16 protein-coding genes are annotated in these 15794 nt (G+C 72.6%); 10 read left to right on the top strand and 6 right to left on the bottom strand.

Going from position 1 to position 15794, the window contains the following annotated elements:
* Positions 1-138 precede the first annotated feature (138 nt).
* The gene (locus EDF24_RS08480) at positions 139-633 is read left to right on the top strand and encodes a 2'-5' RNA ligase family protein (RefSeq protein ID WP_185021611.1); all 495 of its coding nucleotides are present in this window, start codon (positions 139-141) and stop codon (positions 631-633) included.
* A 71-nt stretch (positions 634-704) separates the two neighbouring features.
* On the opposite strand, the gene EDF24_RS08485 is transcribed toward EDF24_RS08480, so the two are convergent.
* The 3 genes from EDF24_RS08485 to EDF24_RS08495 all read right to left on the bottom strand — a co-directional run bounded on the left by EDF24_RS08485 (position 705) and on the right by EDF24_RS08495 (position 4408).
* Complete coding sequence (locus EDF24_RS08485) at positions 705-1940, bottom strand: D-arabinono-1,4-lactone oxidase (protein ID WP_123702230.1); 1236 nt, start codon at positions 1938-1940, stop codon at positions 705-707.
* A 534-nt stretch (positions 1941-2474) separates the two neighbouring features.
* Positions 2475-4028 (bottom strand): MDR family MFS transporter, encoded by a 1554-nt coding sequence (locus EDF24_RS08490; protein WP_123702232.1) that lies wholly within the window; start codon positions 4026-4028, stop codon positions 2475-2477.
* Positions 4029-4126: 98 nt separating this feature from the next.
* Positions 4127-4408: an acylphosphatase gene (locus EDF24_RS08495; protein WP_123655560.1), complete on the bottom strand. Its 282-nt coding sequence runs from the start codon at positions 4406-4408 to the stop codon at positions 4127-4129.
* Positions 4409-4555: 147 nt separating this feature from the next.
* Between EDF24_RS08495 and EDF24_RS08500 the strand changes: the two genes are divergently transcribed.
* The 7 genes from EDF24_RS08500 to EDF24_RS08530 all read left to right on the top strand — a co-directional run bounded on the left by EDF24_RS08500 (position 4556) and on the right by EDF24_RS08530 (position 11177).
* Positions 4556-5251, top strand: a complete 696-nt coding sequence (locus EDF24_RS08500; protein WP_123655559.1) for an NrtR DNA-binding winged helix domain-containing protein — start codon at positions 4556-4558, stop codon at positions 5249-5251.
* A 9-nt stretch (positions 5252-5260) separates the two neighbouring features.
* Positions 5261-6532 carry a quinolinate synthase NadA gene (gene nadA / locus EDF24_RS08505; protein ID WP_123702234.1) on the top strand — a complete coding sequence of 424 codons (1272 nt, stop codon included), beginning with the start codon at positions 5261-5263 and terminating at the stop codon, positions 6530-6532.
* A 2-nt stretch (positions 6533-6534) separates the two neighbouring features.
* Positions 6535-8175: an L-aspartate oxidase gene (locus EDF24_RS08510; protein ID WP_123702236.1), complete on the top strand. Its 1641-nt coding sequence runs from the start codon at positions 6535-6537 to the stop codon at positions 8173-8175.
* Positions 8172-9089: a carboxylating nicotinate-nucleotide diphosphorylase gene (gene nadC, locus EDF24_RS08515; protein WP_123702238.1), complete on the top strand. Its 918-nt coding sequence runs from the start codon at positions 8172-8174 to the stop codon at positions 9087-9089. Before EDF24_RS08510 ends, nadC begins: the two co-directional genes overlap by 4 nt.
* A 3-nt stretch (positions 9090-9092) precedes the next feature.
* A complete protein-coding gene (locus EDF24_RS08520; RefSeq protein WP_123702240.1) occupies positions 9093-10268 on the top strand; it encodes a cysteine desulfurase family protein in 1176 nt (391 codons plus the stop codon).
* 103 nt (positions 10269-10371) lie between these two features.
* Complete coding sequence (locus EDF24_RS08525) at positions 10372-10626, top strand: hypothetical protein (protein ID WP_123655554.1); 255 nt, start codon at positions 10372-10374, stop codon at positions 10624-10626.
* A 260-nt stretch (positions 10627-10886) separates the two neighbouring features.
* Positions 10887-11177: a hypothetical protein gene (locus EDF24_RS08530; RefSeq protein ID WP_260233391.1), complete on the top strand. Its 291-nt coding sequence runs from the start codon at positions 10887-10889 to the stop codon at positions 11175-11177.
* Here EDF24_RS08530 and EDF24_RS08535 read toward each other — a convergent pair.
* Entirely contained in the window at positions 11137-11628 is a 492-nt protein-coding gene (locus EDF24_RS08535) for an MSMEG_6728 family protein (RefSeq protein ID WP_123702242.1), read from the bottom strand. The two genes, EDF24_RS08530 and EDF24_RS08535, sit on opposite strands and share 41 nt — an antisense overlap.
* A gap of 86 nt (positions 11629-11714) precedes the next feature.
* Between EDF24_RS08535 and EDF24_RS08540 the strand changes: the two genes are divergently transcribed.
* Complete coding sequence (locus EDF24_RS08540; protein WP_123655552.1) at positions 11715-12311, top strand: NAD(P)H-dependent oxidoreductase; 597 nt, start codon at positions 11715-11717, stop codon at positions 12309-12311.
* A gap of 24 nt (positions 12312-12335) precedes the next feature.
* On the opposite strand, the gene EDF24_RS08545 is transcribed toward EDF24_RS08540, so the two are convergent.
* Positions 12336-13388, bottom strand: coding sequence for a Gfo/Idh/MocA family protein (locus EDF24_RS08545; RefSeq protein ID WP_260233392.1), 1053 nt, complete (start codon positions 13386-13388; stop codon positions 12336-12338).
* 79 nt (positions 13389-13467) lie between these two features.
* Entirely contained in the window at positions 13468-13911 is a 444-nt protein-coding gene (gene aroQ, locus EDF24_RS08550) for a type II 3-dehydroquinate dehydratase (protein ID WP_123655551.1), read from the bottom strand.
* A 189-nt stretch (positions 13912-14100) separates the two neighbouring features.
* On the opposite strand from aroQ, the gene EDF24_RS08555 reads away from it, so the two are divergent.
* A complete protein-coding gene (locus EDF24_RS08555) occupies positions 14101-15771 on the top strand; it encodes a sodium:solute symporter family protein (RefSeq protein WP_123702246.1) in 1671 nt (556 codons plus the stop codon).
* Positions 15772-15794: the final 23 nt, after the last annotated feature.

Consider the following 15794-nt stretch of genomic DNA (forward strand, 5'->3'; position numbering starts at 1 on the left):
GGCCTCGCGGGCCGTGCAGTGGGGGTCACACGCTCGTGGACTGACACGAGTGTGACGGCCAGCGGGGGCACGGTCGACTTGCGTTCCGCCGTGTTACAACCGGGACGCGCGCAGCTGCCGCCGGGCAGACTCGGACGGGTGCGCAGCATCGAACTCGTCCTCGACGACCCCTCGGACGCTGTGGTCCGGACGCTCTGGCAGACGCTCGTCGCGGCGGAGCTGCCGAGTCTCGGGCACTCGGGCACGAACGACCCACACGTGACCCTCGCCGCGGGGGAGACCCTGCCCGTCCCCACCGGCTTCGACACGGCCCTGCCCGCCGAGCTCCGCGTCGCCGGGGTCCTGCTCTTCCCCGCCGGGCCCGGTCGGCACGTGCTCGGCCTCGGCGTGGTCGTCGACGAGCCCCTGGCGCGGTTCCACCAGGCCGTCCACCGCGCGGCTCCCGGCTCGCTCGACCCCGCCGCCCCGGGACGGTGGGCGCCGCACGTCACCCTGGCCCGCCGCATCCGGGACGTCGACCTGCCCGCAGCGCTCCGCGCGCTCACGGCGGCGAGACCGCTCCCCGAGGTGCTCACCGTGGGCGCCCTCCGGCACTGGGACGGGCAGGCGAAGGTGGTCACCCACCTGCCGTGAGCGGCGGGGCGGACGTGGGGAGCGCCTCCCGTCCGGTGGTGGGCCGGGATGCACCGGACGGGAGGCTCGGGTCAGGTCCGCAAGGACCGCTCGCCGAAGGCGGACGCGAACGTCCGGTCCGGGTCCGCCCGGGCGACCAGCTCGCGGAACGCGGGGAGGCGCGGGTACAGCGCGGCGACCGCGTCACTGTCGAGCGAGCTCATCTTGCCCCAGTGCGGGCGGCCACCGAGGGGTGCGAGGCGGGCCTCGAGGTCGGGCAGGAGCGCCGCGACCTCCTCGGGGTGCTTCTTCCAGGTGAAGGCGATGCAGAAGACGTCCTCGCCCTGCGACGGGCTGAGCCAGAGGTCGTCGGCGGCCATCGTCCGGAGCTCGGCGACGTGCAGGTGCGGCTGGATGCGGTCGGCGAGCCCGCGGAGGGCGTCGAGCGCTGCCGCGGCGTGGCGGAGCGGGACGAAGTGCTCGCTCTGCACCTCGGAGCCGTGTGAGGGGACGGAGTCGATGGGGAAGTGCGGCAGCCGGTCCCACCACGGGCCCATCGAGCCGTCCCGGGCGGTGCGGGAGGCGTCGCCCGGGGTGCCGGGGAGTCGTGGTGCGCCGAACAGGTCGTCGGGCACGTGTTCGGCGCGGCTCTTCACGAGCACCTCGCCGATCTCGTCGCCGAACCGGGTGTACGAGCACACGGAGTACCCGGCGGCCTGGATCTCGGCGACGTGGTCGAGGAACGTGCGCCACGGGAACGGGCCGTACGAGTCCTGGCGCATCAGGTAGGTCGGCTGCACCTCGAGCGTGACGCGGGTGACGATGCCGAGCAGGCCGAGGTGCATGACGCTGCCCGGGCCGTCGGGGTCCTCGCGGTGCACGGTGCGGGTCGTGCCGTCGGGGCCGAGGAACTCGAGCGCGCAGACGGCGGTGCTCAGCGAGCCGAGCGTCGTGCCGGAGCCGTGCGTGCCGGTCGCGATCGCGCCGCCGACCGAGATGTGCGGCAGCGAGCCCATGTTGTGCAGGGCGAGGCCGGCCGCGTCGATGTCGGGGGCGACGACGCCGTAGCGGGTGCCGGCGCCGAGTGTCGCGGTGCTCGCGCCGTCTCCGTGCTCGATCGCCAGGTCGGTCGGGATCGCGGTGAGGTCGAGCAGCACGCCGGGGGTGTCCGCGACGTCGTTGAACGAGTGCCGGGTGCCGAGGCCGTGGACGCGGGGCTCGCGCGCGACGATCTCGGCGGCCTGCTCCAAGGAGGTCGGGCGTTCGACGCGCTCCGCCGTGTACGTCACCGTGCCGGACCAGTTCAGCTCGCTCGTCGTCGACCGCATGCGCCCACGATGCCACGCGCCCCCGTGCGCGCGGCGCGGCCGGCGCGGCGGCGCGGCCGGCGCGGCGCGGCGCGGCAGCAGCGGCGGCCGGCGCGGCAGCCGCGCCGCGCACCGTGGTGCGGAATGCCTCCGCACAACGGAAACCGCGCCGAACCACGGAAGTCCGTGGTTCGGCGCGGTTTCCGTTATGCGAGCGCCGAGCGCCGAGCGCCGAGCGCCGAGCGCCGAGCGCCGAGCGCCGAGCGCCGAGCGCCGAGGCCGCGCGCCGCGGCCGCGGCCGCCTCGGCGGCGCCGCGGCGGGCGTGCGCCGACCGCGCCGACCGCGCACCGCAAAACGCACCGCGCACCGCGCACCGCGCACCGCGCACCGCAAAACGCACCGCGCACCGCGCACCGCGCATGCGGTGCGTTGTGCGTCCGCACAACGGAAACCACCGCGAACCACGGAAGTCCGTGGTTCGCGGTGGTTTCGGTCGTGCGAGCGCGACACCGCCGAGCGGAGCGCGCGCCGCGCCGCGGCGCGCGCCGGCCGCGCTAGTGCGCGGCCGGGGGCGTCGGCGCGCCCTCGGGCGTGACGGGCTTCCGCACGAAGACGGCCGTCAGGATCCCGAACAGGGAGATGATCCCGCCGACGAGGAACGCCGTCTTCACGCCGGACGCCGTCGCCGCGGCGAGCCCGTCCGCGCCGGAGCCCGCCGTGGCCGTCGCGGCGCCGATGGTCAGCAGCGTGACGAACAGTGCGGTGCCCGCAGCACCGGCGAGCTGCTGCGCCGTACCGAGCACCGCGCTGCCGTGCGAGTAGAGCTTCGGGGGCAGGCCGCCGAGCGCCGCGGTGAACAGCGGCGTGAAGGTCAGCGCCAGGCCGATGCTCAGGACGACGTGTGCGCCGAGGACGAACCACACGCTGGTGTCGGTGCCGACGGTGGACAGCGCCCACATCACGAGGCTGATGATGATCGTGCCCGGGATGAGCAGCACCCGCGGACCACGACGGTCGTAGATCCGGCCGACGATCGGGGAGAGCAGCCCCATCAGCAGGCCACCGGGGAGCAGCAGCAGTCCGACGTTCAGGACGTCGAGCCCGAGAACGCGCTCCAGGTAGATCGGCAGCAGGATCAGCGTGCCGAGCATCACCAGGAAGCTCAGGCCCATCCCCACGATCGGGACGGTGAAGCCCTTCGTCTGGAACGTCCGGAGGTCGAGCAGTGCGCGGTCGCTCCGCTGCAGCCGGGTCTGCCGGAGGATGAACAGCGTCAGCGCGACGGCTCCGACGACCAGGGCCGTGATCGGGACGACCGGGCCGGTGGTGGCGATCTCGCCGATGCTCGACAGGCCGTAGACGACCCCGCCGAACGCGAAGGCCGACAGGACCACGGAGAACACGTCGAGCGGAGCCGTCCGCGGGGTGCCGACGTTTCGGACCTTCACCATGCCGAGGATCAGCGCCGCGATCGCGATCGGCAGCACGAAGCCGAAGAGCCAGCGCCACGAGAACGCGTTGAGGATCAGCCCCGAGATCGTCGGGCCGATGGCGGGCGCGACCGAGATGACGATCGAGATGTTGCCCATCACGCGGCCGCGGTGTGCGGGCTCGATCAGGGTGAGGACCGTCGTCATGAGGAGCGGCATCATGATCGCGGTGCCGCTGGCCTGCACGACACGGCCGACGAGCAGCATCGTGAACCCGGGTGCGAGCAGCGCGATGAGCGTGCCGGCGGAGAACAGGCTCATCGCCCAGACGAACACCGGCCGCGTGTTGAAGCGCTGCAGCAGGAACCCGGTGATCGGGATGACGACGGCCATCGTGAGCAGGAACCCGGTGGTGAGCCACTGCCCGGTCGCGGCGCTGATGTCGAGGTCGTCCATGAGCCGCGGGAGCGCGACGCCCATGATCGTCTCGTTGAGGATCACGACGAAGGCGGAGACCAGCAGCAGGCCGATCACCAGCCGGTCGTCAGCTGCGGACCGCACCGGCTGCGACCCACCGCCCTGCTGGCGCGAGCCCTCCTGGCGCGAGCCCTGCTGGCGCGAGCCCTGCTGCGGGACGGCGCCCGTCCGCGGCGCGGCGTCGGTGGCGTGGTCGGTCATGGAGGCTCCGAACGAGAGGGGAGTGGGCGAGGACGAACGGTGCAGCACCTGAACGAACTCGATTATTCCGCGCCGCACCGACATCGCCGGATGGACGCTCAGTGCAGGATGTCGAACGTCTCCACGTCCCCGTGCGGCACGACCGCCCTGGTCGTCACCTCGGTGACGGTCGCCGTCGGCGGTCCGCTGCGCAGCATCTCGATGAGCGCGTCGACCGCCGGCGAGGGCCCCTCCGCCTCGACCTCGACCGTTCCGTCGAAGAGGTTCCGAGCGTAGCCCGCGAGTTCGAGCCCGTCGGCCTTGCGTGCCGTCCAGTAGCGGAACCCGACCCCCTGGACGGTCCCCGTCACGACGGCGTGCACCCTGGTCACCGTTGTCATGTCGCCACCGTATGCCTGGCGGGTTTCTGGGCGGTCACCGGAGTTTTTCGGTGTGGAGACGGTTTGTTTCGGCAACGTGTCAGCGTCGGCCGGTCCCGGTGATAGAGTCGGCTCAACCCGAACACTTACAGTCAGAAAGACCAGAACATGGCAGACGACATCCGCGTCGCGGTCTCCACCGTGATCGTCGCGCTGCGCCCGCACCCCGACACCGGGGCGCCCGCGCTGTGGATGCCGCTCGTCCGCCGCACGACCGAACCGCACGAGGGATCATGGGCGCTCCCCGGCGGCTGGGTGCGTCCGGACGAAGGGCTCGAGGACTCCGCGGCGGCGCGCCTCCGCGAGACCACGAACGTGCAGCCGCGGTACCTCGAGCAGCTCTACGCGTTCGGCGACGTCGACCGCTCCCCGACCCGGGTCGTCTCGATCGTGTACTGGGCTCTCGTCCGCCCGGACGAGGCGAGCTCGGTGCCGGAGGACTGGAACGTCCGCTGGTTCCTCGCCGACGAGCACCCGCCCCTGGCGTTCGACCACGACCGGATCGCCGAGTACGCGCTCTGGCGGCTCCGCAACAAGATGTCGTACTCCCGGATCGCGCAGGCGTTCCTCGGCGAGCGGTTCACCCTCGCCGAGCTCCGGGCGGTGTACGAAGCCGTCCTCGGCCGCACCCTCGACCCGGCGAACTTCCGCCGGCAGGTCGCGCAGTCCGACGCGGTGATCGCCACCGACGAGACCACGAGCGGGGACCGGCACCGCCCGGCCCGGCTGTACCGCTCGAACCCCGACCTGGCCTACGCGGACAACGGCCCGCTGCAGCAGGGCACGAAACCGCAGAACCGATAGGAACCCCCGGTGTCCATCGCAACCACCATCGAACTCATCTCCAACGGCAAGGCCGACGGCAGCACCTGCACGCCGGACCTCGCGATGCCGACCTGGGACTTCGACGCCCGCCCCGGGTACGGGCCCGGCTCGTCGATGTCCGACGTCATCCCGACCACCGCCCCGCGCCAGGGCGTCCTGCCGGACGAGTACAAGCACGCCCCCGTCGACGAGCTCCACGAGCGCATCGAACGGGCGAAGGCGACCCTCGGGGACCGCGTCGTCGTCCTCGGGCACTTCTACCAGCGCGACGAGGTGGTCCGGCACGCGGACTTCCTCGGCGACTCGTTCCAGCTCGCGAACGCCGCGCTGACGAAGCCCGACGCCGAGGCGATCGTGTTCTGCGGCGTGCACTTCATGGCCGAGACGGCCGACATCCTCGCGCGCGACGACCAGCGCGTGATCCTGCCGAACCTGGCGGCCGGCTGCTCGATGGCGGACATGGCCGACATCGACAGCGTCGAGGCCGCGTGGGCCGAGCTCGAAGCGGTCTACGGCACCGAGCCGGACGCCGACGGCCGCGTGCCGGTCATCCCCGTCACGTACATGAACTCCGCTGCCGACCTCAAGGCCTTCTGCGGCCGCCACGGCGGCATCGTGTGCACCAGCTCGAACGCGGCGACCGTCCTCGAGTGGGCGTTCGAGCGCGGGCAGCGGGTCCTCTTCTTCCCGGACCAGCACCTCGGTCGGAACACCGCGAAGGCGATGGGCATCAGCACGGACCTGATGCCGATGTGGAACCCCCGACTGCCCGGCGGCGGCAACACCGCGGCCGAGCTGCTCGCCGCGAAGGTCGTCCTCTGGCACGGCTTCTGCTCCGTGCACCGTCGCTTCACGGTGGACCAGATCGAGCAGGCCCGCGTGGACCACCCCGGCGTCCAGGTCATCGTCCACCCGGAGTGCCCGATGGCCGTCGTCGACGCCGCGGACGCCGCCGGCAGCACGGACCTGATCCGGAAGACCGTGGCCGCGGCGACCGAGCCGACCACGTTCGCGATCGGCACCGAGATCAACATGGTGAACCGGCTCGCCGCGGAGTACCCGCAGCACACGATCTTCTGCCTCGACCCGGTCGTCTGCCCGTGTTCGACGATGTACCGGATCCACCCCGGCTACCTCGCCTGGGTGCTCGAGGCCCTCGTGAACGGCGAGGTCCTCAACGAGATCGTCGTCCCGGACGACGTCAAGGCCGACGCCAAGGTCGCGCTCGAGCGGATGCTCGCGGCCCGTCCGAAGGACTGAGCGTGCACGTCGTCATCGTCGGCTCCGGCATCGCCGGGCTCACCGCCGCGATCCGCGCGAGCGCCCACCACGACGTCACCCTCGTGACGAAGGGCGCGCTGGCGGACGCGGCGACGAGCCACGCCCAGGGCGGCATCGCCGTCGCCCTCGGCGCCGACGACACCGCGGCGCTGCACCAGGCGGACACGCACGTCGCGGCGGCCGGCAGCGCGGATGGGCGCGCGGTCGAGGTCCTCTGCACCGACGGCCCGGCCCGCGTCCGCGACCTCCTGGCGCTCGGCGTGCCGTTCGACCGCACCGCCGACCCGGCGAGCCTCGACCGGTACGGCGACGACCTCGCCCGCGGGCGTGAGGCGGCGCACGGACGCTGGCGGGTCGTGCACGCGGCCGGCGACGCCACCGGCGCGGCGATCGAGCAGACGCTCATCGCGGCGCTGCACCGGCAGCACGTGACGATCCTGGAGCGCACCTGCCTCACCGACCTCGTGCTCCGTGACGGGGCGGTGGTCGGCATCGACGTCCTCGATCTCCTCGGCGAGCCGCGGCGGATCGACGCCGACGCGGTCGTCCTCGCATCAGGGGGCGCCGGGCACCTGTACCGCGCGACGACGAACCCGCTCGTCGCGACGGGCGACGGGGCGGCCGCGGCCTGGCGTGCCGGAGCCGTCCTGGCCGACCTCGAGTTCATGCAGTTCCACCCGACACGCCTCGCGGTGCCCGGCGGCGGGCTCGTCTCCGAGGCCGTCCGCGGCGAGGGCGCCGTCCTCCGCGACGCCCGCGGTCGCCGCTTCATGACCGCCGTGCACCCGGACGCCGAACTCGCCCCGCGTGACGTCGTCGCCCGGGGCATCGCCGCCGCGATCCGCGACTCCGGGGAGGTCGTCCTCGACGCCACGGCACTCGACCCCGGCTTCCTCGTCGCCCGCTTCCCCGGCCTCACCCGCGCCACCCGTGCCGCCGGCTTCGACTGGACCCGCGACGGCGTCCCGGTCGCTCCGGCAGCGCACTACTTCATGGGCGGCATCGCCACCGACGCCGAAGGACGCACGAGCATCCCGGGTCTCGCCACCATCGGTGAAGCGGCGTGCACCGGTGTGCACGGTGCGAACCGCCTCGCCTCCAACTCCCTCCTCGAGGGACTGGTCTTCGCGGTCCGCGCAGCGGACGCGCTCGGCGCACCGCGACCCGGCCTGCTCCGTCTCCGCGGCACCGCGACGCTCCCCGTCACCACGGTGCCGGGCGTCGTGGGGCCGACCACTGCCTCCCGTCCGACGATCGGTACGGACCGCCGGACGGGAGGCCCGGCTCGCCTCGACGGGTCGGCCGACGTCCGGCAGACGGTCCAGCGGGTGATGACCGAACGCGTCGGCCTGCTCCGCGACGCGGGTGGGTTGGCGACCGCGCGTCGCGAGCTCGACGCGCTGGCCGTCGACGCCCCCGCGACCGTCCGGGCGCACGAGGACCGCGCGCTCCTCGACCTCGCCCGGCTCGTCGCCCGTGCGGCCGAGGCCCGTACCGAGTCCCGCGGCGCACACGCCCGCACCGACCACCCCGACACCGACCCGGACGCCCCCGCGTCGCTCGCGTGGGTCGCCGCACCGGCGACCGCACCCGTTCCCGTCCCCGAGGAAGCACTCGCATGACCATCACCGTGCCCACCACCGTGCCCACCACCCACGTCGGCTCCATCCCGCCGCACGCGCTCCGCCGCGTCATCGAGACCGCGCTCGAGGAGGACGCGCCGTGGGGCGACGTCACCAGCGAGACGCTCATCCCGGCGGACGCGACCGCCACCGCGACGCTGGGCGCCCGTGAGCCCGGTGTCCTCAGCGGCGGCGCGGTCTTCGTGGCCGTGATGCACGCCGTGGACCCCACGATCGAGGCGGTCGTGCACGTCGCCGACGGGGACCCGTTCGCGCCGGGGGACGTCCTCGCGACCGTGACCGGGTCGGCCCGGGCGGTGCTCCGCGCCGAGCGGGTCGCGCTCAACCTCGTGCAGCGGATGTCCGGCATCGCGACCGCGACCGCCCGGTACGTCGCCGCCGTCGCCGGCACCCGCGCGCGCATCGTCGACACCCGGAAGACCACGCCAGGGCTCCGCGCGCTCGAGCGCTACGCCGTGCGGTGCGGCGGCGGGCACAACCACCGGACGTCGCTGTCCGACGCGGTCCTCGCGAAGGACAACCACCTCGCGGTGCTGCTCGCGAGCGGGATCGGCATCGGCGAGGCGATCCACGGCGCCCGGGAGCGGCTCGGGCACACGGTGCACCTCGAGGTCGAGGTGGACCGCATCGACCAGATCGAGCCGGTCGTCGGCGCCGGGGTCGACACGATCATGCTCGACAACTTCACGCCGGCGATGCTGACCGAGGGCGTGGCGATCGTCGGCGGCCGTGCGCTCGTCGAGGCGTCCGGCGGGGTCTCGCTGGAGACCGTCGCCGCGATCGCCGCCACCGGCGTCGACGTCATCTCGGTGGGTGCGCTGACGCACTCGGCGCGTGCCCTCGACCTCGGGCTCGACATCGACGTCGCCGTCCCGTCCGCGCCGTCGGCCTGACCGGTGTTCTACCTGGACCGTGCCGCCACCACGCCCGTCCGCCGCGAGGTGCTCGAGGCGATGTGGCCGTGGCTGACGGGCGGCTTCGGGAACCCGTCGTCCACGCACGGGATCGGGGACCAGGCGTCCCGCGGGCTCGCGGCCGCGCGTGGACAGGTGGCGTCGGTCCTCGGGTGCCGTCCGGCCGAGATCGTGTTCACCGCGGGCGGCACCGAGGGCGCGAACACGGCGGTGAAGGGCATCGCGCTCGCCGCACCGCGGGGCCGCCACGTCGTCACGAGCGCCATCGAGCACGAGGCGGTCCTGGCGAGCTGCGCGTACCTGGAGCGCTTCCACGGGTTCGAGGTGACCGTGCTGCCGGTGTCGCCGGACGGCCGCGTCGACCCGTCGGTGCTCGCCGCGGCGCTCCGGCCGGACACCACGCTCGTGTCGATCGCGCACGCCGACAACGAGATCGGCACGGTGCAGGACATCCCCGCCCTCGCGACGCTCGCCCACGGGGTCGGCGCCCGCTTCCACACCGACGCGGTGCAGTCCGCGCCGTGGTTGCCGATCGGCCTCGACCTGCTCGGCGTCGACGCGCTGACGTTCTCCGGACACAAGCTCGGCGCGCCGAAGGGCACCGGGGTGCTCGCGATCCGGTCCGGTGTGCCGATGGAGCCGCTCGTGCACGGCGGGGGCCAGGAGCGCGGACGGCGGTCGGGCACCGAGGACGTCGCCGGTGCGGTCGCGGTGTCGACCGCGGTGGCGCTGTCGGCGGCCGGGCGCGCAGTCGCCGCCGCGACGGCGACCGCCACTCGGGACGCGGTGGTCGCCGGGGTCCTCGCCGGGGTCCCCGGCGCGGTGCTCACCGGGTCCGCTGTGCACCGGCTGCCCGGGCACGCGTCGTTCTGCTTCCCCGAGGTACCCGGTGCCGCCGGCGCCGCGCGGGTCCCCGCCGTCAACGGGGAGACCGTGCTGCTCGAGCTGGAGCAGCGGGACGTCGTGTCGTCCTCGGGGAGCGCCTGCGCCGCCGGCAGCACCGAGGCGTCGCACGTCCTCACCGCGCTCGGGCTGTCCGACGAGGTCGCGCGGAGTGCCGTCCGGCTGACGTTCGACGGGACCCTGACGGGGGAGGACGTCCCGCTCGTCGTCGCCGCGGTGGTCGATGCGGTGGCGGCGGTCCGCTCGCTGGGCTGAGCCGCGTTCAGGGGTGTACTAGACGTTCTACTCCATCTCTGGGTACGTGTCCCCCCTTTTGCGGACACCCGTTCTGCGTCAGAGTGTTCACATGGCAAACGCGATGACGACTCGAGTCCCCCGGGAGGACCGTTTCCGGGCGGTACAGCTCCTGCCGGCACCCGCGACCGTCCTCGCGCTCGCCGTGGCAGCCGGACACGACGTCGGCTCGGCGCCCCTCGGTCTCATCGCCGTGGTGGGCGCGCTCGCGACCATCGGGAGTGCCCTGCTCCCGATGATCTGCCCGGCCGCTGCACGACGATCCATGCCAGCTCCGACCGAGTCGGAGCGGTACCGAGAGGACACCGAACACCTCTGAGGACCCGCGCCGCCCGGCTCCGTTCCCCTGCGGGAGCCGGTCGGCGCGATGAACCGGACGCACCCCTGAACCAGCGTCCGGAGCGGGCCGCGACGATCCCTGTCGTCGCAGTCTGCTGCACCCCGTGACCCGCCGTGGGTCAAGGGCGCCGTTTCCCTGAGCGGCGTCCCGTTCCCCCTCGAACCCACGGCGGGTCCGGGTGCACCTTTCTGCCTGCCGGTACCGCGCGGCCGAGCAGCGCGCGCCGGTACCGTGTGGGCGTGCCCTCCTACCGCGTCACGCTCGCCATTGGTGCGCTCGCACCCGGGGTCGCTCCCGACGCCGTCCTGCCCGCCGCCGCCCGGCTCGTCGCCGAGCTCGCCGTCGTCGAGGCGCAGGACGTCCGCCTGCTCCGCGGTGTGCCGTGCGCGGTCGTCCGCTACGAAGCCGCGGAGGACGAGCTCGCCGTGGCCGTCGCCCGGCACGCCGTCGACGGCCTCGCCGGCACCGTCGAGGTCCGCTCCGACCGGGTCACCCGGCGCGACGGGGCGCGGTGGGCGCCGATCGCCTGACCGCAGCGCTCGGCACCGGCCAGACGTAGTCCAGGTCGTCCGGCACGTCCGGGAAGAGCGGGAGGTAGTGCTCCCGGTCCTTCTGCACGAGCTTGGACCGGTGCGACCGGTGCACGGCCTCGTCCGCGTTCCACGCCGGGACCGGGTAGTCGCCGCGCTCGTACGCCGCCAGGTCCTCGGGGGAGCGGCCGAGGTCCGCGAGGGTCTTCGCCAGGCACGTGTCGACGTGTCCGCGCTCGAGCCACACCCCGCACGTGGCGTCCTGGTACGCCATCAGTGCCGGCCGGTACCCGCGCCACATCGCCACGACCGGGTGGTGCTGCCACCCGTAGTCCGGCAGCGTCAGCGCGCGCATCACCTGCAGGGTCTCGACGCGCTGCTTCCCGAGCCGGCGGTCGTCGAGAGACTCGGCGGATGCGCGGAAGTCGGCGTACGGCAGGAACGTCTGCATGCGGCGAACGGTACGCGGGCGCGGCTGAGGCGACACATGTCGTCACAACCGAGCGGGGGCTCCGGGGGCGTGTGAGCATCGAACGCATGAGCGGAGAACTCGTCGTCGGCGTCAGCGGCAGCCCATCGGACCCGTCGCGCACCTCGACCCTCGTGGCCGCGACCGTTGCGCGACTCGGTGAGGAGATCGAGGACGCGCGCACCCTGACCGTGGAGATCGGTCCGCTGCTGGCCGACCTCGGCGCGGCGTCGGACCGCTCGACCATGTCGCCGACCACGGTCGCCGCGCTCGAGGCCGTCGAGGCCGCCGACGTGCTCGTCGTGGGCAGCCCGGCGTTCCGTGCCGCGTACTCGGGCGCGTTCAAGCTCTTCTTCGACTGGGTCGGGCAGTACGACCTCGTCGACACCCCGGTGCTCCTGACGGCGACGGGCGGCAGCGACCGGCACGCGCTCCTCGTCGAGCACCAGATGCGCCCGCTCTTCGGCTTCTTCCAGTCCACCACGCTGCCGATCGGGGTCTTCGGCAACGAGCGCGACTTCACCAAGCGCGAGGGTGGTTACGACATCACGAACATCGACCTCGAGCTCCGGATCGACCAGGCCGTCCGCCGCGCGCTGCCGATCATCCGCGGCGGTTTCGTCACGGCCGCCACGACGGACGTCCCCCGCCCCGCCGACTTCTAGCCACGCGCTCGCCACGCGCAGCCGTCAGGCCGCCGGGACCTCGACCACCTGGCCGGACTCCGCCGCGCGCCGTGCCGCATCGAGCACCTCGACCACGTGCACGGCGTCGTCGACGGACACCGGCACCGTGCCCTCGCCCCGGACCGCCCGGGCGAACCGCTCGTAGTAGTCGGTGTACGAGCTCTGCGCCGACGGCACCGACGCGGTGCCGGACTCCGTGGTCAGCGTGCCGCCGGCCGGCTCGACGCCCCACCCGGCGCGGTCGTCAGCGGGGGAGCGCCCGGCGACGGCTGCCTGCGCCTGCACGTCGGTGCTCGATGCCTCGTAGGTCCCGTCGACCCCGTCCACCCGCAGGCGGCGAGCGGCGAGGAACCCGGCCTTGTTCGACGTGAGCCGTGAGACCACGCCCGAACGGTGCGTCGCCTCGAGCGTGAAGCCCGCGTCGATCTGCCCGTCCTGGTCGCGGCCGAGCGAGCGCGCGTCGCGCATGTCGAGCGAGGCCCACACCGACGCGATCGGCCCGAACAGCGACACCGCCTGGTCGACCAGGTGCGAGCCGATGTCGGAGAGCACGCCGCCGCCGACCCCGGTCGCGATGCCCGCTCGCTCGACCAGGTCGAAGCGCGACTCGAACCGCAGCACCTCGCCGAGCGCGCCGCCGTCCAGCACGCCCCTGAGCGTCACGAGGTCGGTGTCCCACCGCCGGTTGTGGAACGGCGCGACCGGGACGCCCGCCTCGAGCGCAGCCGCCCGGATCTCACGCGCGGTCGCGGGGTCCGGCGCGAAGGGCTTGTCCGCGACGACGGCGATCCCGGCATCGACGGCCTCGAGCACGAGGTCACGACGGGTGGACGGCGGCGTGGTGATGACGACGGCGTCGACACCCGCCGCGATGAGCGCGGTGAGCGAGTCGAACACCGGGACGTCCGGCAGGTCGGTCGCGAGCTGCGCGCGCTTGTCCGCGGAGCGGGCGACGACGCCCACCAGTTCGACGCCGGAGGCGTCGAGGATGAAGGGCCGGTGGAAGGCGCGCCCTCCGATGCCGTAGCCGACGAGTCCGATCCGCACCATGTCCATACATGCGAACATAGCCCAGAACCGGGAGGGAGGCCCGTGGCGGCACCGCCACGAGCCTCCCGTCCGCCGCTCGGTCGCGTCAGCCCTGCAGGGCCGCCACGTGCGCGACCGCCAGACGGTAGCCGTCGGCGCCGGCTCCCGCGATGACGGCGGTCGCCGCCGTCGCGACGTGGTCGACGTGCCGGAACGGCTCGCGCTTCCACGTGTTCGAGAGGTGCACCTCGACGACCGGGACGGACAGTGCCTCCACGGCGTCGTGCAGCGCGACGGAGGTGTGGGCGTAGGCGGCGGGGTTGATCACCACGCCGACGAAGTCGTCGAGCGCCTCGTGCAGCCACTCGACGAGCTCGCCCTCGCGGTTGGTCTGCCGGAAGTCTGCGTCGAGTCCGTGCACCGCCGCCTCGGTGTGGACGACCGCCTCGATCTCGGCGAGCGTCACCGTGCCGTACTGCTCCGGGTCGCGGCGGCCGAGGATGTCGAGGTTCGGGCCGTTGAGGACGAGGATGCGCGGCTGCTCGGTCATGTCCAGAGCCTACCGGCGGGGTTTGTGGCGTCCCCCGGTTCGCATGACACATGTCATGGCTATGTGAACGGTCACAATAGGCCACCGCGCGGATCGGAGCAAAAGTTACAAAACGGTACTACTCGGGTAGTGTCCCCCGTTGGATCGGCGCAGACGCCGGTCCTGATCACCTCGACGTGGAGTCACTACATGGTTCTCGCTGCAGCGAACAACGGGATCCAGCTCAACCTGGGCTGGGTCGACTACCTCATGATCATCGTGTACTTCGCGGTGGTCATCGGGATCGGGTTCACCGCCCGGAAGCAGGTCCGGACGAGCATGGACTTCTTCCTCTCGGGCCGGTCCATGCCCGCCTGGATCACGGGCCTGGCGTTCGTGTCCGCGAACCTCGGCGCGACCGAGATCCTCGGCATGGCCGCCAACGGTGCCCAGATCGGCATGGCGACCCTGCACTACTACCTCGTCGGCGCGGTGCCGGCGATGGTGTTCCTCGGGCTCGTGATGATGCCCTTCTACTACGGCTCCAAGGTGCGTTCCGTGCCGGAGTTCATGCTGCGCCGCTTCGGCAAGGCGCCGCACCTGGTGAACTCGATCGCGTTCGCGGTGTCGAACGTCCTCATCGCCGGCATCAACCTCTACGCGATGGCGATCGTCATCGAGGCCATGCTCGGCTGGCCGGAGTGGCTCGCGATCATCGTCTCCGCGGGCTTCGTCCTCGTCTACATCACCCTCGGCGGGCTCTCCAGCGCGATCTACAACGAGGTCATGCAGTTCTTCGTGATCATCGCCGGCCTCGTCCCGCTGACGATCGTGGGTCTGCACCGCGTCGGCGGCTGGAGCGGCCTGAAGTCCGCGATCGTCGAGACGCAGGGCGTGCAGCACCTGCAGGCGTGGGCCGGCACCGGGTTCGGCAACGTCACGAACCCGATCGGTGCGAACTGGCTCGCGATCGTGCTCGGCCTCGGTTTCGTGCTCGGCTTCGGCTACTGGACGACGAACTTCACCGAGGTGCAGCGCGCCTTCTCCGCGAAGAACATGTCCGCGGCCCGCCGCACCCCGCTCATCGCCGCGATCCCGAAGCTCTTCATCCCGGCGATCGTCGTCATCCCGGGCCTCATCGCGGCCGCCGTCGTCGGCAACCAGTTCGCGGACGGCACGCTGACGTACAACGACGCGATCCCGAAGCTCATCCAGATGTACCTGCCGACCGGCGTGCTCGGCGTCGCGGTGACCGGGCTCCTCGCCTCGTTCATGGCCGGCATGGCCGCCAACGTGTCCTCGTTCAACACGGTGTTCACGTACGACATCTGGCAGCGCTACGTGAAGCCGAACATGCCCGACGCGCACTACCTGCAGACCGGCCGCTGGGTCACCGTCGTCGGGGTCGTCGTCGGCATCGCGACCGCGTTCATCGCCGCCCAGGCGCAGAACATCATGACGTACATGCAGACGCTGTTCTCCTTCTTCAACGCGCCGCTGTTCGCCGTGTTCATCCTCGGTCTGCTGTGGAAGCGGATGACCACCCAGGGCGCGCTCTGGGGCTACATCCTCGGCATCGTGACGCCGACGATCACGTGGATCGCCTACCTGGTGAACCCGAAGCTGTTCGCGACCGGGACCGCCGAGACGCTCTACGGCGCGATCATCTCCTTCGTGACGGTGCTCATCGTCGGGTTCGTCGTGTCGATGTTCACGAAGCCGAAGGCCGAGAAGGACCTCAGCGGTCTGGTCTACGGCGTCGGCAAGATCGACCTGCACGGCGACTCGGTCGCGACCGACACCGCCTGGTACCGGTCGCCGGCGCTCCTCGGCACGGTCGCCCTCGTGCTCTGCGTCGTTCTCTACCTGCCGTTCCTCTGATCCGCTGTCCTGCGAAGGAGACC

Source organism: Curtobacterium sp. PhB130, assembly GCF_003755165.1.
GTDB lineage: Bacteria > Actinomycetota > Actinomycetes > Actinomycetales > Microbacteriaceae > Curtobacterium.

Bases quoted from the DNA above. Each gene is read 5' to 3' on its own strand.
- EDF24_RS08545 (WP_260233392.1), bottom strand. From the start codon at position 13,388: ATGGACATGGTGCGGATCGGACTCGTCGGCTACGGCATCGGAGGGCGC.
- EDF24_RS08495 (WP_123655560.1), bottom strand. From the start codon at position 4,408: ATGACAACGGTGACCAGGGTGCACGCCGTCGTGACGGGGACCGTCCAG.
- aroQ (WP_123655551.1), bottom strand. From the start codon at position 13,911: ATGACCGAGCAGCCGCGCATCCTCGTCCTCAACGGCCCGAACCTCGAC.
- EDF24_RS08525 (WP_123655554.1), top strand. From the start codon at position 10,372: ATGACGACTCGAGTCCCCCGGGAGGACCGTTTCCGGGCGGTACAGCTC.
- EDF24_RS08490 (WP_123702232.1), bottom strand. From the start codon at position 4,028: ATGACCGACCACGCCACCGACGCCGCGCCGCGGACGGGCGCCGTCCCG.
- EDF24_RS08540 (WP_123655552.1), top strand. From the start codon at position 11,715: ATGAGCGGAGAACTCGTCGTCGGCGTCAGCGGCAGCCCATCGGACCCG.
- EDF24_RS08535 (WP_123702242.1), bottom strand. From the start codon at position 11,628: ATGCAGACGTTCCTGCCGTACGCCGACTTCCGCGCATCCGCCGAGTCT.
- EDF24_RS08485 (WP_123702230.1), bottom strand. From the start codon at position 1,940: ATGCGGTCGACGACGAGCGAGCTGAACTGGTCCGGCACGGTGACGTAC.
- nadC (WP_123702238.1), top strand. From the start codon at position 8,172: ATGACCATCACCGTGCCCACCACCGTGCCCACCACCCACGTCGGCTCC.
- EDF24_RS08500 (WP_123655559.1), top strand. From the start codon at position 4,556: ATGGCAGACGACATCCGCGTCGCGGTCTCCACCGTGATCGTCGCGCTG.
- EDF24_RS08555 (WP_123702246.1), top strand. From the start codon at position 14,101: ATGGTTCTCGCTGCAGCGAACAACGGGATCCAGCTCAACCTGGGCTGG.